The sequence below is a fragment of the uncultured Microbulbifer sp. genome, from assembly GCF_947504145.1.
In the GTDB taxonomy this organism is placed as follows: domain Bacteria; phylum Pseudomonadota; class Gammaproteobacteria; order Pseudomonadales; family Cellvibrionaceae; genus Microbulbifer.
Genome location: NZ_CANNGQ010000001.1, coordinates 808,701 through 830,348 on the forward strand (window position 1 = coordinate 808,701; position 21,648 = coordinate 830,348).

Consider the following 21,648-nt stretch of genomic DNA (forward strand, 5'->3'; position numbering starts at 1 on the left):
TTTTCAGAAGACCTGTCCGGAATATGATGCCTTAGTTGGGATGAAATTGTTCTCGCCTGGGGCGCGCGGGGCAAAAATTAGGATGACCCCGCGTTTCGCCAGAGTGTTCTGCTATGAATTACTCCGGCGGAAGCTCCACAAGTGCTTGCAGCAGCGGGAAGTACAGGGCGCAGCGAATCTTGGATTCACCTTTCTGGTAAAACAGCTTGCGGTAGCCATCCAGCTGTTTTCGGTAGCGCTCAATCTGATCGGCGAAAAACAGTTCTCTGTCCTCGTCTGCGCCGGGCTCGGCGGTTTTGTAATCGATGATCCAGCGCTGACCCTCCCGGTCCACGAGCGTCCGGTCGATGATGGACCGGCGCAATTGACGGCCGCCACTGTGCAGTTCCAGCTCTGACGCGGCTTCCTGGTGGTCGCCGTTGAGGATCCAGCGTCCGTGCTCACAGTTGAGGGTGCGCAGGATTGCCTGTTCGACTTTTTCCACGGCCTCCGGCAGTTTGCTGCCGTGAATCCCCAGCTGGTTCAATCGTAGCCGCCAGAGCGGTCGCAAGGTTTCGGCAAGGGTCTCCGGGCTTTGCTCGACCCAACGACTGTTTTCGCTGAGCGTTGCCAGCGTTTCATGGGCGACAGTGCCGGCGTGCCGGAACCAACGCTGGGCCACCTGGCCCATTTCCGGCAGGTTGGGCTCTTTGGCTTCATCCATTTCGATGGCGCGATAATCCGGTGTGCGGTACTCGGCCAGATACTGTTCTTCGGGCAGTTTGGGGGGCTGCCAGTTACTCGGTAGCCGCAGCAGGTAATCGTAATCATCAGCGAACCTGTCTGCCGTTGTTTCGTGCTCTGGCGCTTCCGGCCACAAGCACCAGCCAGAGTCTTCGTTAGTCGTGATGGTCTTCCAGATACCGGCGAGCAGGGCGGCGGAACCGGGTGCTTTCAGAGTGCCATTCTTTTCATCCCGCTGTACGCAGGCGAGAAGGTGCAGAGAGCGAATGGCGCGGGTACAGCCTACGTACAGCAGCCGTGTACCTTCAAGGCGCTCGCGCTCGTTGTTGTCGTGTCGCAAATAGTCGAACAGCGGATCACGGTCCCCGCGGGCGCTTTTCGGAGCGAGCATGAAGCGGCTATCACCAGTGCTGTTCAGCCATTCCGCCCAGCGCAACAGCTGATCGCTGCCAGGCTTGCCACCCTGATCCAGCCCCGGGATCAGAACGTGCTCGAACTCCAGCCCTTTGGATTTGTGGATGGTCATTACCTGTACACTGGCATCATCGCCGGGGCGGGCGAAGAGTTTTTCCAGTGCATTGTGGAACTGGGTCCAATCGGTGATGGCGCTGCCGGTATCGAACTTTTCCAGTAATTGGAAAAAGTCCTGCACATTTTCCAGATCATTTTTGTGGGCCACAGTGGCGGGGCCACCAAGGGCCAGCCACAGCCCCTCAATCCATAACCGTAGCGGTTTACGCCCCCGTTCTTGCCAGGCGCGAAGGAGTGGGGTTGCGAATCGTTGCAGGCGCTGCTTGGCGTCTTCGCTGAGTAGTGGGATTTCTCCGGAGCCGCCGACACTATCCTGTAGGGCCTGCAGAAGCGGACGCGCGCTGGTATCCATAGGTCCCTTGTATGCGGGATCGCCCGGGGTGCCATTGCCCCAATTGGCCAGAGTGTACAGGTCCGGCAGCTGCAGTCCGCACCAAGGTGCGCGTAGAATCGAAAGCCAGGCGATGCGATCGCTGGGGTCGAGTAAGGCACGGGTGAGGCTGAGCAGATCGAGCACCACCATTTTACTGGCGAGCGGTGCCAGGTCCGGTGCCTGAAACGGAATCCCGGCGGCGCTGAGTGCCGGCAGAATTCGACCGAGATGTTTTTTCTTGCGCACGAGAATTGCGACCCTGCCATCCGGGTCCTGGGTACGCAGTTTTTCTACCAGTGCTACCGCTTGTTCAGCTTCCAGATCGCGGCTGTCGTCGTTGACACAGCCGTAAAAGCTGACCGCTGGTGCAGGCCATTTGTTGCCCTTGAAACCGTGGGATGGCAAATATTTCACCGCGCCGCGACTGATGTTGTCCTGAGCGGGAAAAGCGCTCGCAAAGGTTTCGTTCACCCAGTCCACCACCGCGCCTTCCGAGCGGAAGTTTACCTGCAGATCCAGCGGCTCCAGCGTCACCTCTCCAATTCCCCGGTCGCGGGCGGCGAGGAAAATGCCCACGTTCGCGTTGCGGAATCCATAGCAGGATTGCATGCCGTCACCCACGATAAACAGAGTGCGGCCGTCGCCGTGCTCCCAGCCGGCAGTGAGTTTTTCCAGTAGCTGCAGTTGCATCTGCGAGGTGTCCTGAAATTCGTCGACCAGAATGTGGCGAGTCTGGAGATCGAGTTTCAGGGCGAGATCAGTGGGGGCATCGCTGGTACCGAGTGCAATTAGCGCGGCCTGGGCAACCTCGGTGTAGTCGGTTGCGCCCAGCTGCTGGAATACGAGCTTCAGCTCCGCAACCAGCCTCGGCAATACCTGTGCCAGGGATTGCAGCAGTTCCCATTGCCCCTGCTGCAGACCGGTGGGCAGGGCGCGCGCCTCGTCAAAGGATTCAACGAGTTCCGCGTTGTCACTGATTTCTGCCGACAGTGCATAGAGCCTGCTTTTGTAGCTGTCGGCTCCAGGGGCTTCTTTTTCAGTCGGAAATCCGTGGCGTTTGTCCACCCGCTTGCGCAGTCCGTTTTTGTCGGTGACCACAAGGTTGATCAGGGCCAGCCATTCTGGCAGGGCATTGGCGTCTGCGCCGGGCAATTCTTCGATACCTGCGCAGGCCGCTAGCGGGTGCCCGCTGTTGTTATCGCGTAAATAATTACCCGCAAAATCTGCGAGCTCCAGTAGTTCACCCTGGTACAGGCTCAAACGCCTGGCCAGTTGTTCCAGCCGTTCGCTTACCATTTCGTCAATGGCGAAATGGAAATAGTCCTGCGTGTCCTGGTGACCCACATTCAGTAGTGGCCCCAGCCACTGGTCGCGTTTTTCCAGCAGTATTTGCAGCAGTTTATTGAGTTGGCCCAGATCGTTGTCCAGGTGCAGCAGGAGCTGTTGCAGTGCGGTGTCCGGAGTTTCGCCGTCGAGGCGTTTGAGCAGATTGACCACGGCAGCTTCAAATGCGATTTGGGTTTGCTCGAGAGGCTCCCCGGGAGCGCCCAGGCCGCTTTCAATAGGCAGCTGGCTGGCGAGGCTGCGGCAGAGGCCGTCAATGGTCTGAATTCTGAGGCGCTGGGGCATCTGCAGCAGTTGCCAGTTCAGTTCCTCATCGCGCGCGAGCAGGGCGCGAGCGAGCTCCCAGGTGATCGCTTCGTGGGGGTTATCCGGGCGCTCACTGTTGCGGGCATGTTGCAGCGCCTCAATAAGACGCTCGCGCATCTCGCCTGCGGCCTTGCGGGTAAAGGTGATCGCCAGTACTTCTTCCGGCTGCTGACAGGCGGCGAGTAGTTTCAGTACCCGCTGGGTTAACAGGCCGGTTTTTCCGGAGCCTGCGGGCGCGGATACGGCAAAACTCTGGGTAATATCCAGTGCGCGGCCGCGGGCCTTTGCGTCGATGGGCTGGTTGCCAGGCGGCATCGTTGAATCTGCAATTGCGTCGTGGCTCATTGGGCGGCCTGCTCCCGTTCTGGCCAGCGGTTGAGGGGCCAGAGTTCATTTTGATTGGTGTTGTCTTGCTTGCGGTCGAATCGCAGGGTGGCGATGCCGTTCCGGTACTCGCCGGTGAGCAACTCGAGGCCCTGTTGCCAGTGTTGAACCAGATCTTCCCAGGTGCCGAAAGGGGAGTCCTTCTGGGTGTCGGCTACCGCTTTGATGCCATTGATGGGTTGCTCCAGATCGCCGCAACCTTTCCATTTACAGTCGCTGGTGCGCACCTGACCAAAGGCAATGGCGTGGGCGCTTTGCTGGAATAGGGCGTAGAGGGGGAGCTGTGGTTCACGTATCCGGTCTTGCAGCCAGTCGTTGATACTGGGTTGGCCAGTTTTGTAGTCGATCACCATGGTCTGCTGCGCCGTGCCGTCGATCATGTTCAGCGTATCGAGGCGGTCGAGACGTAGATTGAATTGCAGATCGCCAATGGAAACCTGCTGCTCCCATTCGATTTTTTCCACGTTGAACGCTGGACGATTCGATTCCAGGTCCAGCCACTGCTCTATCAGCCGCTGCAGCCGCTGGTGCTCCATGTCCCAGAAACCAGTGGGTAGATGACCGTGCTTTTTGCGCGCGCCGCGCAGTGCGCTTTCGATGGCAGACTGGACCTGGTGTGTGCGCTCCTGTTCTTCAAGCGCTTTCAGTTTTTCACTATTACCGCAGGCCTGCCAGAATTCCGCCAATACCTGATGCACAACATTGCCGCGCTCGGCCGGGCTGAGGCCAATAGAGGGTTCCATAAACCTCTGTGCGCCGAGGCGATAGCGCAACTGGGCATTCAGTGGGCACAGTGCTTGGGCTTTGAGCACCGAGGCACCGCCGCGCACGCGTTCGCACTCGGCGGGCAATAGTGCTGGCAGTTTGCCGTCCGGTGTTTTTTCCAGTGCGGTGACGACCGCGAGCTCCTGGAAGTGTGTTGTCAGTGCATCGGTGTCCAGCGGTGCGGTGCTTTCCAGTTCGCCAAACAAGGTGCTCAGGCCCTGGTGTACACCGTCTTCTTCCGAGGCGTAGCTGATGGCGATGTCTGTGCTGGCATTGAGCAGGTCTCTGGTGAGTTCGCGGGCCAGTTCCAGCTCCCGTTCCGCGCTGGCGCGAGGCATTTTCCAGTGCTTTTGCCATTGAATGGGCAGCAGTGGGTTGGGGGAGGGGGCCGTGGGCCACTGCTGCTGACCAAAGCCCACCAGGCGCAGGTGATCAAAGGCGAGGCCGCCAGCCTCCAGCACGCCGAGGATTTGCAGTGGGCCATCGCGGGTTTCCGCCTGGAAGGGGGTGCGGCTGGCGATCTGACGCAGCTGCTGGAGTGCCTGTGTCAGTGTGAGCGTGCCAGAAAAACCGGAGAGGCTGGCGAAATCTTCCAGGGCGCTCTCCCAGTGCATCAGCTGCTGGTATTCCTGGCTATCCGGGTTGCGGCTGCCTGGCCAGCTCAATGTATCCAATACTTGCGAAAAGCGTGCGGCCCAGATTTCTGCCGGTGCTTTTTGCCAGCGCCGTTGCCAATCGCCCAGTTTTTCCAGTTGCCCGGGTAGTTGCGGGTTTGAAAGGTCCGGGTCGGCGATTTGTAATTCTTCGGCGGTGCGCTCGGCCCAGTAGCGCAGGGTAGCACCGTCTACCCGACGCAATTCCATTTTTTGCAGGCGCCGGAACAAGGCGGTGCGCAACCGCAATTCACCATCTGTACCCCACAGTGGGGTGAACAGCAGGTTGCGCAGCTGAGAGTAGTCCCAGTCGTCCGTGAGCAGGTCCAGCAGTTGCAGCGCGGTACTGCCGATCGGTGTTTGTGCCAGTGGGGTACCGGCGGAGAAGTTGAACGGCAGTGTGTAGCGGGCCTGGTGCGGATCGAGAAACTGCGGTTCCAGAATACGCGCAAACACGGATTCGACCAGGGCGCGGCACTGGCCCAGGTTGTTGACCACGATGCCGACACTGCTGCGTGGATTTTGCTGCAGTTTACCCGCCGCCCAGCGCGCCGCTTGCACCAGCTCCTGCTCCAGGTTCTGACAGGGCGCGGCAGCGATACGCGCGGAACACACTGTGCCCGCATGGTTGACGATCTGCGCCGCCGCTCGGTCGATGATCGACTGATGTAGGGGCGAGATCTGCGCGAAACCAGCGGTGTCGATCTGTGGGAGCCTGGGAATTACACCGTCGGTAAAGGCGCGCAGTATTAATTGGTCGCGCTGGTCCTGAGTAATGGCGTTGTGTGGCTGCAGCTGTGCGGCGAACGCGCGGATCATGGCGAACAGCGGGAATGCATCGAGGCTCAGGGACAGGGCGAACTGCTCCAGCAGTGGTTCTATGGCGGCGTCGAGCTGGTCGAGATCCTCCACTAGCTGCCACTGCAACAACTGCGACAGGGCACTGTCCGCATCGCGGCACAGCTGGGTGGTGTTCAGCAGCGCGCGCTCGAGGGATTCGTCCAGTGCTTTCTGCCACAGCAGTTGGCGCTGTTCGCGGTTGAGCACCTGCTTGAATGCCGGTTGCCAACCCTGCTGCTGCAATTGGAACCACTGCTTGTCGAGCCAGCTCTGCAGGGATTCCACCGGCGGGGGAGCCCAGCAGGTGTTGCTGGGCTGGTTGCCGGCATATACCTGCTGGCAGCGGTTGCGCAGTCGATTGTTGGGAGTCAGCAGCAGCCCGTTGTCGGGCAGGTGCGAAAAAATTTCCAGTACGGGAAATGCCGGTTGCAGCATAAGTATGGCGGGCCTGATTGAATTTATTGTCGTGCAGTGTTGTGGTGTTTTAGTTGTGTTCTGCCTGGATGTTGACCGGTGAAAATTCGCCGAAGGCACGGGTTATGTGGCTGTCCGGGTCTTCAGCGCTGATAAGCAACTTGCTGGCCGCCGGTGATGTGGGCAGCACCAGTTGTAGCTCGTCGAGCCACCAGCGTACCCGCCGGGCAATGGCCGGGCCTGAATCCAGCCAGCGAATACGCCTGGGGGCAAATCTATCCAACTCGTCGCGCAGCAGCGGGAAGTGGGTGCAGGCGAGTACCGCGATATCTACTTTGTCGCCCCCGGCGGTATTAAATATCCGGTGTAGCACCGGCGCCAGGTCATCAGCGTTGATCGTTTCTCCACGCAGTTTGGCTTCTGCCAGCCGCACCAATTCCGGTGCCGGCACATTGATTACCCGGTGACCATTGGCGAATTGTGCAATCAGGTCGCGGGTATACCGGCGGTTGACCGTGCCCTCGGTGGCGATCAGGGCGATGATACCGCTGCGGGTTTCCTCGGCGGCAGGCTTGATGGCTGGGACCACGCCCACAACCGGGCACTCCAGGGTGTCTCGAAGCTCTGGCAGCGCCAGCGTGCTGGCGGTGTTACAACCGACCACCAGGATGTCGGCCTGGCTACGCGCCATCATGGTTTGGGCGATCTGAACGATACGCGGTCGCAGATCTTCTTCCGCCTTGGTCCCGTAGGGATAGAAGCCGTTATCCACACCAAAGTGCAGGGTCAACCCGGGGATCTGGCGGCGGACTTCCCGCGCAATGCTGATCGCCCCGACCCCGGAATCGAATATCAATGCACTGGGGGCCCTGTTAAAATGGCCGCTTGTGTCTGGCATCTAAAATCCTGTCTCCCGCAACTGCCTGTCTCTCGCATCTGATTGGCGCCGGTAAGGATACCCGAGCCGGCGGCTTCAAATAAGTTTAAGTGATTTTTATGACCTGGTTCCCCCTGCAAATATCCCTGGAGCAAACCATTGTTGCCGGTGTGGTCACGTTAGCCCTCCTGGCAATGGCTGTCTGGGTGGGGCGGGCGCGGCTGGTCAGTCAGCTGCGTGAACTGCAGGGGCGGGAACAGGTGGGGGCCGCGCAGCTGGCCAGCGCCCTGGAGCGCGAGACCAGGCTGGATCTGGATGTGCAGCAACTGCGTGACGAACTGGGGAACAAATCCCAGCAGCTGGCACGCTATCAGGTGCTGGTGGAGAAGAGTGAGGCCGCCCTCGCCGAGCAGAAGCAGCAGCTGGAGCAGACACGCGCGAGTATGGCGGAGCAGTTTGAAAACCTCGCCAATCGCATCTTCGAAGAGAAGCAACAAGCCTTCCAGCGTCGCAGCGAAGACAGCCTGCGCAAGAGCCTGGATCCGCTGGAGCGCCAGCTGGGGGATTTCCGCAAGCGGGTAGAGCATGTCTACGACCGTGAGAACGCCGAACGCAATAGCCTGCTGGGCCAGATCAAGGCGCTGCGAGAGCAGACCCAACGGATCAGTGACGAAGCCCTGAACCTCACCTCCGCTCTCAAGGGCGACCGCAAGATTCAGGGCAATTGGGGCGAGGTGGTTCTGGAGCGCTTGTTGGAGGAGTCCGGCCTGCAGAAGGGGCGCGAGTACGAGACCCAGGTCTCCCTCAAAGACAGCTCTGCCGAGGGCCGCCGGCGCCAGCCTGATGTAATCGTGCGCCTGCCGGAAGACAAAGACCTGATTATTGATTCCAAGGTTTCTCTGGTGGACTACGAGCGCTACGCGTCTGCGGAAACCGAGGAGGAGCGTACCCAGGCCCTTAAACAGCATGTCAACTCCCTGCGCGCGCATATTACTGGCCTGAACAAGAAGGCCTACGAGCAGTTGGAAGGGGTACGCACCCTGGATTTCGTCTTCATCTTTGTACCGATCGAAGCAGCGTATATGCTCGCCATGCAGGCAGACCCGGAAATGTTCCGTTTTGCCTACGAACGTCAGATTGTACTGGTGAGTCCCACCAGCCTGATGGCAACGCTGCGCACGGTTGAGAATATATGGCGCTATGAGAAGCAGAATAAGAATGCGGAAAAGATTGCCGACGAAGCCGGCAAATTGCATGACCAGTTTGCCCTGGTACTGGAATCCCTGGATAACCTGGGCAGTCGTATTCGCCAGGCCGACGAAGCCTTCCAGGAAACCTACAAACGCCTCGCTACGGGCCGCGGCAATGCCGTGAAGCGTATCGATAGCCTGCGCAAGCTCGGCGCCAAGACCCGTAAACAGATTGCGGCAGACTTGCGTGAGAAAGCGGAAGACAGCCACAAATTGCCGGCGCCGCAAGACAGTAGTCAAGAAGTCGCCACCGAGAACGAAGTGGAATAACGCTTGGACGCCATCTACGAGACCGTTGCTTTTGCGCTGTCAGTTACCGCACCGATTTTTCTCACCTTACTGGTGGGCTACGGGTTGGCGCGGGTAAATCTCCTCAGTGAATCTTTTGTCGACGACGCATCAAAGCTGGTGTTTCTGGTTACGCTGCCGGCGTTGCTGTTTTTTAATATTTTCAGTTCTGATGCGAGCCTCGGGGATGAATGGCCGCTCTTGTCGACGGGATTGATTGGCACGGTACTGACGGTTCCGTTGGCCTGGCTGGTGGCGCGGCCACTGGAATATGGCGATCGCAGCGCGTTTATACAGGGTGCCTTCCGCGGTAACCTGGGGATTATCGGCCTCGCCTGGGCAGCCAATGCTTACGGTCCTTCCGGGTTGGCGCAGGCGGCATTGCTGATGGCGGTGATTACCATTTTTTATAATATTGCGGCGGTGGCACTGTTTGCGGTGTATAGCCAGAAGGCAACATTCAGCTGGCGCAAGCTTGGTAAGGATATTCTGCGCAACCCGTTGATTGTCGCCATTGTGTTGGCATTGGTTGCGAAAGCCGTGGGGCTGAAACTGCCGCAGATGATTGTGCAGACCGGCGACTACTTGGCTTCAGTTACATTGCCGCTGGCGCTACTGTGCATTGGCGCAAGCCTGGATCTCAGTATGCTGCGTCGCAGTTCTTTCGGTGCTTTTGCGGCCAGTGGGTTCAAGTTACTCATTGTACCGATGGTACTGGTAGGAATAGGGCTGCTGTTTGGGTTGAATGATCAGGCGCTGGCGATTCTGTTTCTGCTGGCGGCGACGCCCACGGCTTCGGCGTCGTTTATCATGGCGCGTGCGCTCGGCGGCAACAGTCAGCTCGCGGCCAATATCGTTGCACTCAGTACGCTGTTTTCCATTGTTACTGCGAGCCTCGGGCTCGCGCTGTTGAAGGTGTATTTCCCATGACTGAAGTTCCCATGTGGATCCTGGTAATCGCAGGGCTGATCATTTTAGTCCTTTCTGCCATTGCCACGTATTACTGCCTGGAGTTGCGCGCTGCGCGTAAGCGTCAGGTACAGCAGCTCTTGGAGCTGGAGGCCGCGGCGGAAGCACAGCGGGGACGGGTGAACAATAGTATCCAGATTCTGGCCAAAACCCTGCTGGACGATGGCGTTGGCTTGACGGAAGCGTCGATTCGTATTCGTGTACTGCTGGACGCATTGCAAGTGGGTGCGCCGGTAAAAGAGGAGTTTGTGGCCTTTTACCAGGTGGCTGAGAAGACCGGTCATATCCCGATTCTGAAAGACTGGAAGAAGCTCTCGCCTAAAGAGCGTTTTGCATTTGAGCAGGAGATGGTGCGAGTGGAGTCGGAATATCGGGACTTTGTGCTGGACGCGGCCAAGCGAATTTTGGGGCGGAATTTTTAATTGGTTTTGTGGCCGCGTCCCCGTCGTGCAATGGTCACCATTTATTTTTTCACGAGCAGAACACCGGATTCGGTGTGATCCGTGTAGGGGAACTGGTCAAAGATTGCAAACCGCTCAACCTTGTGGGTTTTGGTTAGTTCGTGCAGATTTTCTAACTGTGTCTGCGGGTTGCAGGAAATGTACAAAATCCGTGGAAAGCGCGCGATCATCGCGCAGGTATCTGCATCCAGTCCGGCACGTGGCGGGTCTACCAATACCGTTGAAAAATCATAACTGTCCAGATCAAAATCCTTCAGCCTGCGGAAGGGGCGGATCTTGTCGATGGCCTGGGTGAATTCCTCACTGGAAAGGCGCACGATATCCAGGTTCTCCACGCCATTCGCCGCGATATTTTCCTGGGCCGAATTTACCGAGACTTTGGAGATTTCCGTAGCCAGCACCTTGCGGAACTTCTCCGCCAGTGGAATGGTGAAATTTCCGTTGCCGCAGTAAAGCTCTAGCAGGTCACCTGGGGCTTCCTCACAGCAACCGCGGGCCCAGTGGATCATCGAGCGACAAATCTCACCGTTGGGCTGGGTAAAGCTACCCTCGACCTGTTTGTATTGGTAAGTGCGGCCGTCGATATCCATCTGTTCAATCACATAATCCCGCTCCAATACCAATTTCTGCTTGCGAGACCGGCCGAGAATCGGAACACCCAGCTGCTCTTGCAGCGCCCGCGCTTCTGCTTCCCACTCATCACCCAGGGGCTTGTGATAGATCAGCGTGATCAGGGCGTCGTCACTCAGTGTGGTGAGAAACTCGGTACTGAACAGGCGCTTGCGCAGGGTTTCGTTCTGGTTGATGGCGTCCAGCAGCGGGGGCATCAAGTCGTTGATCCGGCGGGATCCCACAGTAAACTCGTCAATCACAAATGGCTTTTTATACTCGCCCTGTTTGTACATGGCGTAGTCCACGCGGCCGCCGTCCTGCCACATCTTGAACTCCGCCCGTAGGCGGTAGTGGCTGGGCGGTGAGGGGAATACTTCGGGCGCAAGGTTGGTGAACGGGGCGAATGCCTCGCACAGACGGTTTACCTTCTGGTCCAGTTGCTGCTGGTAATCGTCGGTGTTTACGCGGTGAAGAGCCATGAATGAGAGCCGTATCTGGTGAATTGAATCGGGCGCGGATTATACGCGAAGTGATACAGGAGTAGGACAATGGCCGTAGGACAGCTGGAAATTGTAGTGCGTGGGCAAGGGTTGCACGAGTTTACCGACGAGGTGGCGCACTGGCTGGCCGGTCAGAGTTACGGCGGGGACGGGCTTTGCACGCTGTTTATCCAGCACACCTCCGCGAGCCTGCTGATTCAGGAGAATGCGGATCCCTCTGCGCGGGTGGATCTGGAAAACTGGTTGAACCGGCTGGTGCCGGAAAACGACCCGCTTTATACACATACGCTGGAAGGGCCAGATGATATGCCCGCACATATCAAGGCTGCGTTGACCGCAAGCAGCCTGAGTATTCCGGTGATCGGGGGGCGGTTGGCGCTCGGGACCTGGCAGGGCGTGTACCTGTGGGAGCACCGGTATCACGCGGGCAAGCGCCGGGTGATTGCGCATTTGGGGAATTAGTGCGCTTTTCCTGCAGGAGGTTCGAGCAGGAGCAGGATTAGAGGCAGTTGGTTGGTTTGGGTAGCCCGGCGATCTTGCTGCCGATCTTGGCCGGGCTCGGTGGAAACAATTGCATCAGAAAGATGCTGCGGCCTTTTTCCGGTCCCAGGTGTTGCCCTACATACTTCACCAGTGGTCGCATCGCGGGGGAGAGTTCGAACTCCCGGTAAAACCTTTGTAGCAAGCGGATCACATCCCAGTGGTCGTCAGTCAGCGTGATATCTTCCTGGGCCGCCAGCGCTTCCGCGATTTTAGGGCTCCAGTCGTCCAGATTGCGCAGGAAGCCTTCCTTATCCAGCAGGATTTCCTGCCCGTCAATTACCAGATTACTCATCCATCTACCCGCTACTTGAACCAGCTGACGATCGGGTTGTGCTGGGTACACAGGGCTACCCAGCGCGCTTCATCGATACCCTCAACCGAGTTCGCGATGGAAACGCCGCGCGCATTGGCATCGGCTGTAAGGCAAAAGGTCTGCTTTTCGGGAAGCCCGTGCTGACCAGCAGCGGCATAGACGCCGTCTTCGATCAATATCAGGGCGTCACCCTCGGCGATTGCATCCAGGCAGTCGCTGAGCGCGCAGCCGGAATAGGGGGACTGATTGACGATATGGAGGGTCATGTTAAAAGCTCAGTACCTGGTCGAACTTGCCGATAAAAGTGCCAGTGTCATCCAGCAGCGTGATCTCCGCGCCGGGAACACACAGGTCATCAGGGCATAGCCCGCGCTGTTCAACGCTTTTCCGACACACATAGAGTATCTCAACGCCGAACATGGGCAGCGCCTGCAGGTTTCTGTGAAGGTTTTTTTCGCCGATCTGCTCGGGATTCTGCTGCAGAAGCTGGAATACGCCGTCATTGATAAGCAGCACTTCTGGTGTCTGATCCATGGCCGCACAGGCGAGCACCGCTTCCAGCCCCTCGCGAGCGAGTGTATTGCCGTAGGGCGCGTGGCGGCAGAGGGCGAGGATGGATTTGCTTTGTGGCATCGGCTCAACCTCCAAAGGTCACAACGCGGTCACTGACCGCAGAGGCTTCGGCAAGCTGCCCCAGCCCGGCCAGCTCAAACCCGTCGGCGAGGTTGCCAGAGGTCTTCTCCAGCCGCGATGCTTCACTGGGGCTCAGGACGCCCCGGCGCTGGGCGGCGGCAATGCAGATGGTGAGGTCCAGTTTGTGGTTGCGCTCAAGCGCCTGCCACTGGGATAGCAGGTCCTGCTCATCTTGTGGAGGGGCCGCCAGCGCACTGCCGTTGTGGACGCCATCACTATAAAAAAACACCCGGTAAATCGCGTGTCCGGATTGCAGCAGTGCGCGGGCAAATCGCAGCGCTGTTGCTGCACCCTCGGAGGAGTGGGGCGCGCCGTAGACGACGAGGGTGAATTGCATGGGTGGTCCGGTACTTATTCGGCAGCCAAAAAAATGCCCCGCGGAGCGGGGCACTGTGTGAACTTGCTCAGCGTACTGATCAGTCGTCGGATGCGAAGCCGAAGATGTGCAGCAGGCTGGTGAACAGGTTCAGGATGTTCAGGTACAGAGAGGTGGTTGCCATGATGTAGTTGGTCTCACCACCGTTCACGATGCGGCTGGTATCGTAAAGGATGAAGCCCGAGAACAGCAGGGCAATCACGCCGCTCAGTGCCACGCTGGCCAGGGGCAGGTGTACGCCGAAGAAGCTGGCGATCATGAGGCCCAGTGCACATACCAGTACCGCGATCAGGCCGACGAACAGGAAACCACCCATAAAGCTGAAATCTTTGCGGGTCGTCAGCACGTAGGCGGACAGTGCAAAGAAGATCAGAGCCGTGGTACCCAGCGCCTGCATCACAATCTGACCGCTACCGGCGGCCACATAGTAGCTCAGCATCGGGCCCAGAGAGGCGCCCAGCAGGCCGGTGAATGCGAAAACCACACCGATACCGGCGGCGGAATTGGCGGTACGCGGCAGTACGAACCATACAAGGACGATGGCGGCGATGGAGCAGATGATGCCCATGCCGCGGCCCATGCCGATGGCCATGGCCACACCGGCGGTGACTGCACTGAACAGAACAGTCATTGCCAGCAGCGCATAGGTATTGCGCAGTACCTTGGTGGATTCTGAGCGATCCAGCGCTCCGGACTGTGTATAGACTTCTTGGCGCATCAGCGTCTCCTGGAAGTGAATATGAAATCTCTCGGGATCATATAACCACCGCTTTGGACCTTCAAGTAGGCACGGGGTTCGACGATCTTATGATAATTGGGGCAAAATAGCGCGCAAACGGGAGTACAGAAAATGAAATTGCCGAAAACCCTGCTCGCACTGTATCTATTGGCCTTTGCCACAGCCGTTCCGCTTGTCCACGCGGAAACGCCGGCACAGGTGCCCTTTGGAGACAAGATGGGGGCAGAAGTGGTGAATTACAATCGCTTGCGCCCGAATCTTGCCACTGGAGGCAGTATAGATCTTGGTGCGGTGGACTCCCTCAAGCAGAAGGGGTTTAGAACCATTATTGACCTGCGCACGCCAGCCGAGGGTACGGCTGAGGAGCGCGCGGCGGTAGAGGCGGCGGGGATGGCTTATGTGAACCTGCCGATCGCCAAGGGGGCGCCGACTGAGGCGCAGATTACCCGCCTGGCGGAACTGCTTGAGGACGATAGTGCGGCCCCGGTACTGCTGCATTGTGCCAGTGGCAACCGAGTAGGCGCTGGCTGGGCCATATACCGGGTACGCAACGGCATCCCGCTGGAGATTGCCATTGAGGAAGGGCGTACCGCGGGTATGCGCCCGTCCCGGGAAGAGCAGGTGCGCGCGCTCTTTCAATGACTGCATGGTGTTGAGTGCTCAGGCGTGACCACTCAGTGTTTGTCCGCCAGCGGAATCTCGATGTCAACGATCAACGGCAGATGATCCGATGCCAGGCGCGTCAGTTCGCTACGGGGCACATGGACATCATTCACTGCGAGTTCCCGGTCGACAAACACGTAGTCGATCCGCGCCTTGGGCAGTCGGCTGAAAAAAGTCCCCTTGGGTTTGCGTCCAGGTAGCTTCAGCTGGGTGTCGTCCAGTACCGTCGTCAGGCGTTTGATTTCCGTGGAGCCGGGCAGGGCGTTGAAGTCCCCTACCAGAATGCGCGGCCGCGGGCAGTCCGCATTGCCCATCCATCCATCTCCCATCAGCGCATCCACCTGCCTCTGGCGCTCTCCTTTGGTGAGCCCCAGATGGGTATTGAATATCTGTACTCGCGTACCGTGAAAGTCCACCTCCATCCACAGGGCGCCACGCGGCTCTGCGCGACCGTGGTGAAATGAACGTTCTGATGGGCCGGGCAAAATATCTTTGCGAATTAGCCGTAGCGGATGGGGCGACATAATGGCATCTCCATAACGCTCGTCTTCCAGGTGCATGGCGGGTTGGAAATGGCAGTCCATGGACAGCAATCGCGAAATTTCGTGTGCCTGGTCAATTCCGCCGGTACGTTTGCGCCGTACATCCACTTCTTGTAGTGCCACCACATCGGGCGAATAGCGCGCGATGACGCGGGCAATCCGCTCCGGTGAAATCTTTCCATCCATGCCTTTACAGATATGCACGTTGTAGGTCATCACCCGCAGGTTTCTGGCGCCGTGATGTTTGCCGTTCGATCGGCCGTTAAATTGTGGGGCTTGCTTTGGCTCGGCAGGTACGGTTGTGCTGGCGGTTCCACTGGTCTGGGCCTTCTGGGAGGGAGCTTGGCGCTCAGGCGCAACCGTCACCGCCGGTGGGGACTTCAATTGTTGTGCCGGTTGCGCTTTGAGGAAGGCCAGGGCCGCATTGCGAATATCCCGTGGCCGCCAGTGCTTTCTGCCATTCTCTGGAAAATGGATATCCCCTGGCATGAGTGCGAAGGCGTGAGTCTCGTTTGGACCTGCACCGCCATGGCTGCCGCATTCAATGGCGAAAGTAATACTTTCGTGCCCTGCGCACCAACCGCTTACCACAAAATCCCCCGCATCCGGGTGCCGGCACAGGTTAGCCAGGTCTTCGACCGCTTCATCCACGAAGGGGTGATCATCCCCCATGATTTTATGGCCGTCCTCCGGCAGAGAGAACGAGCCGTGACACCACCAGCCACGGACTTTTGTGAGCGGCTCGCCATCGGGCCCAGGCTCGGTCACGCTGTTATCTTCATAGAGCACCATGGGTGCCTGGGTTTTTTCGACGATCAGGCGGGCGATTTCTTCCGGGGGAGAGTTCTTGCAATGAATGTTGTAGAGCAGTGCAAGGGGTCCCATGGCAGACAGCGCCATGGGCGCCTCGCCTTCCAGCCGATCTTCCGGGTCTTTGATGGGGAAGAGTTTTTGCACCCACTGGCCACCGAACAATCGTATCCGCTGTAATTGCACCCCGTGATCGCCACTGGAGCGGTAGCCCTGTGGATTTTGTGGCAGCTCGGAGAGGGCGCTACTGACAGCGGCGGCGAAGCTGCGCCCGTGTAGAGTTTCGTAGGGTGTGCTGTCTTCCTGACCGTGGTCTGAGTAGATCCACACATCGTAATGCCGTCGGGATGAACGGTGCGCGGCGCGCCAAATTCTCGCAACGGCGTCGTCGATTCCCTTGAGTGTCCAGTGGGCGAATTTGGAGCTGGGCCCCCGCCGGTGAGATTGTTCGTCATAACCCAGCAGGTTGATGTAGATAACCGGGAGGCCGCGGGCAATATCGATTTTCACCCCGACGGTGGAGAGTTCACGCATCAAAATGGTGATGGCGATGCGGGTTGGAATGAACATCAATTCGCGAACGAAATCCTGGCCGCTGATCAGTCCGCGAAAGAAGTCCGCCACAGACAGGATCAATTCCAATAGCAATAGGCCCAAGGTGCGAATCAGGCTCCACAGGTTGGCCAGCAGCATCAAAAGCAGTGCTAGCGGTCCCGCTTCCTTGAGAGACGGACCCCACCCCTGAGATGCGGGGCAGAAGTGCGCTTCGTCATTTTCCGCACCGGCGCGGAATACGCTGACGTAGCAGCTACCCTGTTTCAGTAGCGGCTCGTGTCCAGCATCGGTCAGCCTTTTCTCGACTTTATTCGCCGCATTGGATTCATACATCCGCAGCATTTCCTGGGAGTCCGTCGACATAAATCCGAACGCGGGAACCGCGGCTTTTACCCCGTAAAAAATTTCTGCCTGCACCGCTGGCGTGGTTGCAGGGACGCCGGAATACATATGGTCGAGGTGGTAGTGTTCGCGTTCGATCAGTTTTTTCAGGAAGGGCATCTTGCCTTCCGCCAGGGCTTTGTCGAGCTGCGGGCGGGCGAGGCCATCGATCTGGATCAGCACCAGCGCCGGTGCATCCGGTTCCCGCTCGTTGATCTGTAACTTGAGCATCCGCGCCAGCCATTCACTGCGGCTGATGCGGCGGCGCCAGCGGCGCAGCGTGCTCTCGATACGGGTCATCATGAGGCAGAATCCATTTCTGTTTCAGTGCTAGATCGTGTTCAGGTGTCGCTTTTACCGGAGTGGTCCGGGTCCAGAGCGGCGGTGGCGGCACCGGTGACTCCTTCGAGGATTTCCCACTGGGCACCGATCATATTGCGCAGGCGCATCCATTGGGCGTAAAGGGAGTCATCTAGGGGCCAGTGCTGGTGTACCAGGGATTCGTAGTGGCGGATTGCGACTGAGGCGCAGTTCTCCATGGAAAATCTCTCGGCCGTGGACAGGGCTGCGTCGGAGAGTTTTACGTACTCGGTCTCGGGGAGGTCGTACACCCATTGCAAGGCCGCGACCAGCTCCCGTGGGCAATGTTTCAGGAGCAGACGGCCATTGATCCGGTCATCTACTACTTCCCTGCAGCCGCTTGCATCCAATGCGACTACAGGAACACCGGCGGCCATGGCTTCCGTGAGCACCATGCCCTGGGTTTCGCTGGTAGAGGAGAAGCCGAATACATTCATGGCGGTGTACGCATCACGCTGCGCTTCTCCCTGCAGGGTGCCGGTCAAGTGGAGGCGATCGCTCATGCCATGTGTGCTGAAAAGGTTCTGGATCTCACTTTGCATGGGGCCGGCGCCTACGACCATGAAGTGCACATCGCTGTTGCGTTTCATCAGTTCGAGTACGGCCTCAGACAGGAAGCCGAGGTTTTTTTCTTCGGCCAGTCGCCCGAGATGGCCGACGACAAAGGCCTTTTCCGGAATGCCGAACTGTGCCCGTGCGGCGTGCCCATTACCGTTTTGATAGTCCTCGAGTTTTACACCGGTGGGTACTGCCTCAATGGGGGATTTCACTCCGCGCTCGCGCAGCAGGTCGGCGACGCTTTCGCTGGGGGCAAATACCATGCTTGCCAGGTTGCTGTAGCGCGTGGCGAGCTCAATCACGAACCGTTTTAGTGCTTCCGAGTCGGCCGGAACGTAATGGGTGTAGCGCTCATACAGGGTGTGGTGGGTAAACACCAGCGGCAGTTCGCGGCTGCGCGCAATTCGCAGGGCTGTCATACCCAGCAAAAATGGGTGGTGTGAGTGCACCAGGTCAGGCTCGAAAAAATCCAGCTGCTCGGTGAGTTCGCCAGACAGAGGCAGGGCTACGGAAAAGTCGCTGCCGTTAAAATTCTGTATTGCGTGAATACGCACCACATCTTTTTCATTTTCGATTTTTTCTGAGAATTCCGGCGCGACCACAAGCACCTGGTGTCCGCGCTTGCGGTACTCCCGACAGAATGCATCTACCGAGCGCGCTACACCGCCCACATGGGGCAGGTAGGTGTTGGTCAGCATGACGATATTCACTTACGCTGTAACTCCAACGTTTTAACCCAGCGGTCTGGGACGGCGGGCTGATAGCCAAACGCCCGAACCTCGATGTGCGGCGCCTTATCGTGCCACTTCCCTGACCAGGAAACACGTGGCTTGTCTCCAGGGGTGATTTCCAGAGAAATAGTTCCAAAATGCGTGGGGGCCGGGCCAAAGCGAATTGGCTCTTGAGCCGTGCTGTCGCTCAACCACTCCGGTGGCAACCCCGAGGCAAGGATCAGGGTGTCGTCCTCTTCCCTCACAAAGCAATTGCGCTGCATGGTGACCCACTCTGCCGCTGCCCACGCGTGCTGGCCATCGCCCATGCAGCCGCCGAAGGAGTGCGGGTGAATGGCTTCCGGCCACTGACCGGTGGGGGAGGCGAGTTTGGCGACATTGCGCATCAGGTCGATGCAGCGGGGATCGCCCGCACGCAGTAACACCTGAGCGACATGAATGGTGAGATAGGCGTTGATACCCGAGTGGATCATGTCCTGGAAAAAGCCACCGGAAACGAAGCAGTTCTCCATCAGAAATTCCACCAGATCGAGCAGTCGCGGATCATCTTCTGGGTATAGCTTCAGCGGGTAGCCCGCGGCTATCGAGCCGATGGCACCGGCATCCAGCCTGCGTTTGGGGGAGGCCGGCATGGCCGGACGCTTGAGGCGTTCGGCGCACTTTTCCAGCGCCTGATCCACCGTGAGCATGAAATCATCCGCCTGTCGCTGAAAGGTATCCGCATCCTGGGTTTGCCCCTCACGACGACAGATGGCAACGGACGATAGCTGCCCGGAAATACCCCAGAAATCATCCCAGAAGTAACAATCGTTTGGTCCCAGGTGTTCTGCACTGAATCCCGCGGGCAACAGTCCGCCTGTGAGGCTGCCGTCTTTCGGTTGGCGCTTGTTGTGTATCCACTGGGCGCCGCGCAATACGGGGTCCAGCCATTCGGGTTTGAGTTTGTTGCCGGTGATCCGGCAGTACTGATCAATGATCCACAGTGCTTCACCATTGGAGTCCCACTCGCCGTCCTGGGAGTGGAAATAACCGTTGCGTTTCTGGCGTGACGGGAAGCGCTCGAGGGCGCGTTCTGCACGGTCCAGTAACCCGGCGTGCAATAGCGACTGGATCATAAAGGCGGCGTCGCGGAACCAGAATCGTTTGTAGGTATAGGGGCCCGGGTAGACGTCGTGGGGGGAATGCAGTATCAGCGAGCGCACAGCGGCATCGTAAAGGAACTGCATTTCCGTGTCGGGTACGCTCATGGCGCAGTGTTGCTGCAGATTTTCTTTCCAGCTGGTGCGCGCATTTCGTGTGTTGAGTTTACAGTGCTGAGGGATTGTGATCTGTGTATCGAGGGTTTCACCAGGTTCGATGCGGAACAGCGCGGCGGCCGTGGCCATGCCCACCTCGCACTCGGAATGGACCTCGTTTGATTCATCGCGCAGGTACAGGGAAATATCGCCGCGCTTGTAATCGGAGGCGTGGTGACGATCGACGGGGCGATCAAACAATACCTTGTCGCGCCCATCGACCAGCCACTGGTTGCGATCCTCACCGAGAACTACCTTGTGGACAAAGGCAACGCCTTCCGGATTGTAAGGGCGCAGGGAAACCACGAGCCAGCCGCCACTGTGATGTTGTGCGCGCACCCGCATATGGCAATTATTGTTGCGCTCACTTAACTCCGCCCAGACCCGGCAATTCAGTTGCATGGATTCCGTGGAGGACGTGGTGTCGATGGCGACACCGGTGGTGTTGTCCATTGCGAGCTGCTGGTCGACATCGTCCCGCTGGGATGGGTAGAGTGCGCTGCCGTCGTCTCCGATGATCCAGCTGTCGATGGACCAGCCATCGTAGTGTGGGATCAACAGGCCGCGGGGGTCGACAATCGGCATCTCTTCGCTATCCGGGACACCGACTGCGGTCCAGTTGCGATGGCTCAGGTTACAGTGGGTGATGGAAAATGCCCGCGGAATGAAAGAGACATCTGCCGGGTCGAATTGTCGTTCAATCCAATAGGGCCACACCCAGTCCAGGTTGTGCTGGATCACCTTGCTGTTGATCAGTGCCCGTGCGTGAAAAATTGCGCCTGCACGTAACAATTCGATGGGCTCACTGACTTCGGAAGGTTCCGCAAAACGCTGCATTCGCGCCATCAACGTGAGCGGATCGAGAAATCCGTGGGAGGTGGCGAACTTGCGTACGAAGAACCGCCAGGGAAGCCATTTCATCCAGGGCATCAGCGCTCTCCTTGGTCGATTTTCTGATTGAGTGCACGGCGCGCCATACGGGTCAGGCAGACGATCGCGATGATCGCGAGACAAAAGCCCAGACCGTACAGGGTCCACTCCGTGGGTGTGCGGGCACTGCGTTCGGTACCGATACTGGCCAGATCCGCTGCAATGGAGCCCACATACACGTTGTTGACTGTGATGGGGATGACGCCCAAGAAGTTCCCGATACAGAAGTCCCGGAAGCGCAGCGGCGTCAGCCCGAAGAAATAATTCGAAAGTTTGAATGGGAACAGCGGGACCATGCGCGTCAGCATCACCATGCGCCAACCCTCATCGCGCAAAATCTCCCCTAGGTTCGCCGGTTTGATTTTTGACAGCAGCCAGTCAGAAGCGCGCTTGCCGAGCAGGTAGCGTGAAATCAGGAAGGCAACTGCTGCCCCGAGCACGGTACCCAGTACCACATACACCGTGCCTTTTACTACACCGAATACGAACCCCGCGCCCATGGTGAATACCACACCGGGAAACAGGAAAATGATCGCCAGAGCGATGACCAGGGCAAACCATACGCCCGCCTGCCAACCCAGTGTGTCCATCCACTGCATGAGCTCGATGAGCCGATCATCCAGATCAAAGTAATGCAGGATTGCCAGCACGATGCCCACGGTGGCCGTACTGATGACAATCAACCAGATAGGTGAAAACTTCACGCCATATTATTCCGCTGGGCCCGAGCTCTTGGTGGCCGGATTACACAATGCCGACTGGAGTCGATAAATTTGTACTCTTTATAGACTAGCCAACCCGGTGACGGGCGTGTCTACATCATTTGTGGATTATTTCCTGCCGAAATAGGGAGGATCCGCACATATTGA

At 58.3% G+C, this 21,648-nt stretch carries 18 protein-coding genes; 5 read left to right on the forward strand and 13 right to left on the reverse strand.

Annotation, left to right across the window (positions count from 1 at the left end):
* Positions 1-118: 118 nt before the first annotated feature.
* The 3 genes from Q1A74_RS03680 to murI are packed head-to-tail and all read right to left on the reverse strand — an operon-like array spanning position 119 to position 7,231.
* Positions 119-3,622: an exodeoxyribonuclease V subunit beta gene (locus Q1A74_RS03680; protein ID WP_299592476.1), complete on the reverse strand. Its 3,504-nt coding sequence runs from the start codon at positions 3,620-3,622 to the stop codon at positions 119-121.
* Positions 3,619-6,354, reverse strand: coding sequence for a PD-(D/E)XK nuclease family protein (locus tag Q1A74_RS03685; RefSeq protein WP_299592477.1), 2,736 nt, complete (start codon positions 6,352-6,354; stop codon positions 3,619-3,621). The genes Q1A74_RS03680 and Q1A74_RS03685 overlap by 4 nt, the downstream gene beginning before the upstream one ends.
* 49 nt (positions 6,355-6,403) lie before the next feature.
* Positions 6,404-7,231: a glutamate racemase gene (gene murI / locus Q1A74_RS03690; protein ID WP_299592479.1), complete on the reverse strand. Its 828-nt coding sequence runs from the start codon at positions 7,229-7,231 to the stop codon at positions 6,404-6,406.
* 98 nt (positions 7,232-7,329) lie between these two features.
* Here murI and rmuC point away from each other — a divergent pair, with 98 nt between their 5' ends.
* The 3 genes from rmuC to Q1A74_RS03705 are packed head-to-tail and all read left to right on the forward strand — an operon-like array spanning position 7,330 to position 10,139.
* The gene (gene rmuC / locus Q1A74_RS03695; protein ID WP_299592480.1) at positions 7,330-8,730 is read left to right on the forward strand and encodes a DNA recombination protein RmuC; all 1,401 of its coding nucleotides are present in this window, start codon (positions 7,330-7,332) and stop codon (positions 8,728-8,730) included.
* 3 nt (positions 8,731-8,733) lie between these two features.
* On the forward strand, positions 8,734-9,678 hold the full coding sequence (locus Q1A74_RS03700; RefSeq protein WP_299592482.1) for an AEC family transporter: 945 nt from the start codon (positions 8,734-8,736) through the stop codon (positions 9,676-9,678).
* Positions 9,675-10,139 (forward strand): DUF2489 domain-containing protein, encoded by a 465-nt coding sequence (locus tag Q1A74_RS03705; protein ID WP_299592484.1) that lies wholly within the window; start codon positions 9,675-9,677, stop codon positions 10,137-10,139. Before Q1A74_RS03700 ends, Q1A74_RS03705 begins: the two co-directional genes overlap by 4 nt.
* Positions 10,140-10,180: 41 nt before the next feature.
* Here the strand turns inward: Q1A74_RS03705 and trmA are convergent, their stop codons facing one another.
* Positions 10,181-11,269: a tRNA (uridine(54)-C5)-methyltransferase TrmA gene (trmA, locus tag Q1A74_RS03710; protein ID WP_299592487.1), complete on the reverse strand. Its 1,089-nt coding sequence runs from the start codon at positions 11,267-11,269 to the stop codon at positions 10,181-10,183.
* Positions 11,270-11,338: 69 nt separating this feature from the next.
* On the opposite strand from trmA, the gene Q1A74_RS03715 reads away from it, so the two are divergent.
* Positions 11,339-11,752 carry a secondary thiamine-phosphate synthase enzyme YjbQ gene (locus Q1A74_RS03715; RefSeq protein ID WP_299592489.1) on the forward strand — a complete coding sequence of 138 codons (414 nt, stop codon included), beginning with the start codon at positions 11,339-11,341 and terminating at the stop codon, positions 11,750-11,752.
* 37 nt (positions 11,753-11,789) lie between these two features.
* On the opposite strand, the gene Q1A74_RS03720 is transcribed toward Q1A74_RS03715, so the two are convergent.
* From Q1A74_RS03720 to Q1A74_RS03740, 5 genes are all read right to left on the reverse strand, one after another.
* On the reverse strand, positions 11,790-12,125 hold the full coding sequence (locus tag Q1A74_RS03720; RefSeq protein WP_299592491.1) for a TusE/DsrC/DsvC family sulfur relay protein: 336 nt from the start codon (positions 12,123-12,125) through the stop codon (positions 11,790-11,792).
* An 11-nt stretch (positions 12,126-12,136) separates the two neighbouring features.
* Positions 12,137-12,412, reverse strand: coding sequence for a sulfurtransferase complex subunit TusB (gene tusB / locus Q1A74_RS03725; RefSeq protein ID WP_299592493.1), 276 nt, complete (start codon positions 12,410-12,412; stop codon positions 12,137-12,139).
* Position 12,413: 1 nt separating this feature from the next.
* On the reverse strand, positions 12,414-12,779 hold the full coding sequence (gene tusC, locus Q1A74_RS03730; RefSeq protein ID WP_299592495.1) for a sulfurtransferase complex subunit TusC: 366 nt from the start codon (positions 12,777-12,779) through the stop codon (positions 12,414-12,416).
* A 4-nt stretch (positions 12,780-12,783) separates the two neighbouring features.
* A complete protein-coding gene (tusD, locus tag Q1A74_RS03735; protein WP_299592497.1) occupies positions 12,784-13,176 on the reverse strand; it encodes a sulfurtransferase complex subunit TusD in 393 nt (130 codons plus the stop codon).
* Between the two features lie 79 nt (positions 13,177-13,255).
* Entirely contained in the window at positions 13,256-13,933 is a 678-nt protein-coding gene (locus Q1A74_RS03740) for a Bax inhibitor-1/YccA family protein (protein WP_299592499.1), read from the reverse strand.
* Positions 13,934-14,065: 132 nt separating this feature from the next.
* Here Q1A74_RS03740 and Q1A74_RS03745 point away from each other — a divergent pair, with 132 nt between their 5' ends.
* Positions 14,066-14,596 carry a sulfur transferase domain-containing protein gene (locus Q1A74_RS03745; protein ID WP_299592501.1) on the forward strand — a complete coding sequence of 177 codons (531 nt, stop codon included), beginning with the start codon at positions 14,066-14,068 and terminating at the stop codon, positions 14,594-14,596.
* Between the two features lie 32 nt (positions 14,597-14,628).
* On the opposite strand, the gene Q1A74_RS03750 is transcribed toward Q1A74_RS03745, so the two are convergent.
* The 4 genes from Q1A74_RS03750 to Q1A74_RS03765 are packed head-to-tail and all read right to left on the reverse strand — an operon-like array spanning position 14,629 to position 21,483.
* Complete coding sequence (locus Q1A74_RS03750) at positions 14,629-17,208, reverse strand: endonuclease/exonuclease/phosphatase family protein (protein ID WP_299592503.1); 2,580 nt, start codon at positions 17,206-17,208, stop codon at positions 14,629-14,631.
* A gap of 38 nt (positions 17,209-17,246) precedes the next feature.
* Positions 17,247-18,533, reverse strand: coding sequence for a glycosyltransferase (locus Q1A74_RS03755; RefSeq protein ID WP_299592505.1), 1,287 nt, complete (start codon positions 18,531-18,533; stop codon positions 17,247-17,249).
* A complete protein-coding gene (locus tag Q1A74_RS03760; protein WP_299592507.1) occupies positions 18,530-20,779 on the reverse strand; it encodes a hypothetical protein in 2,250 nt (749 codons plus the stop codon). Before Q1A74_RS03760 ends, Q1A74_RS03755 begins: the two co-directional genes overlap by 4 nt.
* Positions 20,779-21,483, reverse strand: coding sequence for a TVP38/TMEM64 family protein (locus tag Q1A74_RS03765; RefSeq protein WP_299592509.1), 705 nt, complete (start codon positions 21,481-21,483; stop codon positions 20,779-20,781). Before Q1A74_RS03765 ends, Q1A74_RS03760 begins: the two co-directional genes overlap by 1 nt.
* Positions 21,484-21,648 lie beyond the last annotated feature (165 nt).

Excerpts from the sequence above, each read along its gene's own strand:
- tusB (WP_299592493.1), bottom strand. The coding sequence starts at position 12,412 with ATGACCCTCCATATCGTCAATCAGTCCCCCTATTCCGGCTGCGCGCTC.
- trmA (WP_299592487.1), bottom strand. The coding sequence starts at position 11,269 with ATGGCTCTTCACCGCGTAAACACCGACGATTACCAGCAGCAACTGGAC.
- tusC (WP_299592495.1), bottom strand. The coding sequence starts at position 12,779 with ATGCCACAAAGCAAATCCATCCTCGCCCTCTGCCGCCACGCGCCCTAC.
- Q1A74_RS03750 (WP_299592503.1), bottom strand. The coding sequence starts at position 17,208 with ATGATGACCCGTATCGAGAGCACGCTGCGCCGCTGGCGCCGCCGCATC.
- murI (WP_299592479.1), bottom strand. The coding sequence starts at position 7,231 with ATGCCAGACACAAGCGGCCATTTTAACAGGGCCCCCAGTGCATTGATA.
- Q1A74_RS03745 (WP_299592501.1), top strand. The coding sequence starts at position 14,066 with ATGAAATTGCCGAAAACCCTGCTCGCACTGTATCTATTGGCCTTTGCC.
- Q1A74_RS03715 (WP_299592489.1), top strand. The coding sequence starts at position 11,339 with ATGGCCGTAGGACAGCTGGAAATTGTAGTGCGTGGGCAAGGGTTGCAC.
- tusD (WP_299592497.1), bottom strand. The coding sequence starts at position 13,176 with ATGCAATTCACCCTCGTCGTCTACGGCGCGCCCCACTCCTCCGAGGGT.
- Q1A74_RS03685 (WP_299592477.1), bottom strand. The coding sequence starts at position 6,354 with ATGCTGCAACCGGCATTTCCCGTACTGGAAATTTTTTCGCACCTGCCC.
- Q1A74_RS03720 (WP_299592491.1), bottom strand. The coding sequence starts at position 12,125 with ATGAGTAATCTGGTAATTGACGGGCAGGAAATCCTGCTGGATAAGGAA.
- rmuC (WP_299592480.1), top strand. The coding sequence starts at position 7,330 with ATGACCTGGTTCCCCCTGCAAATATCCCTGGAGCAAACCATTGTTGCC.
- Q1A74_RS03760 (WP_299592507.1), bottom strand. The coding sequence starts at position 20,779 with ATGCCCTGGATGAAATGGCTTCCCTGGCGGTTCTTCGTACGCAAGTTC.
- Q1A74_RS03680 (WP_299592476.1), bottom strand. The coding sequence starts at position 3,622 with ATGAGCCACGACGCAATTGCAGATTCAACGATGCCGCCTGGCAACCAG.
- Q1A74_RS03705 (WP_299592484.1), top strand. The coding sequence starts at position 9,675 with ATGACTGAAGTTCCCATGTGGATCCTGGTAATCGCAGGGCTGATCATT.
- Q1A74_RS03740 (WP_299592499.1), bottom strand. The coding sequence starts at position 13,933 with ATGCGCCAAGAAGTCTATACACAGTCCGGAGCGCTGGATCGCTCAGAA.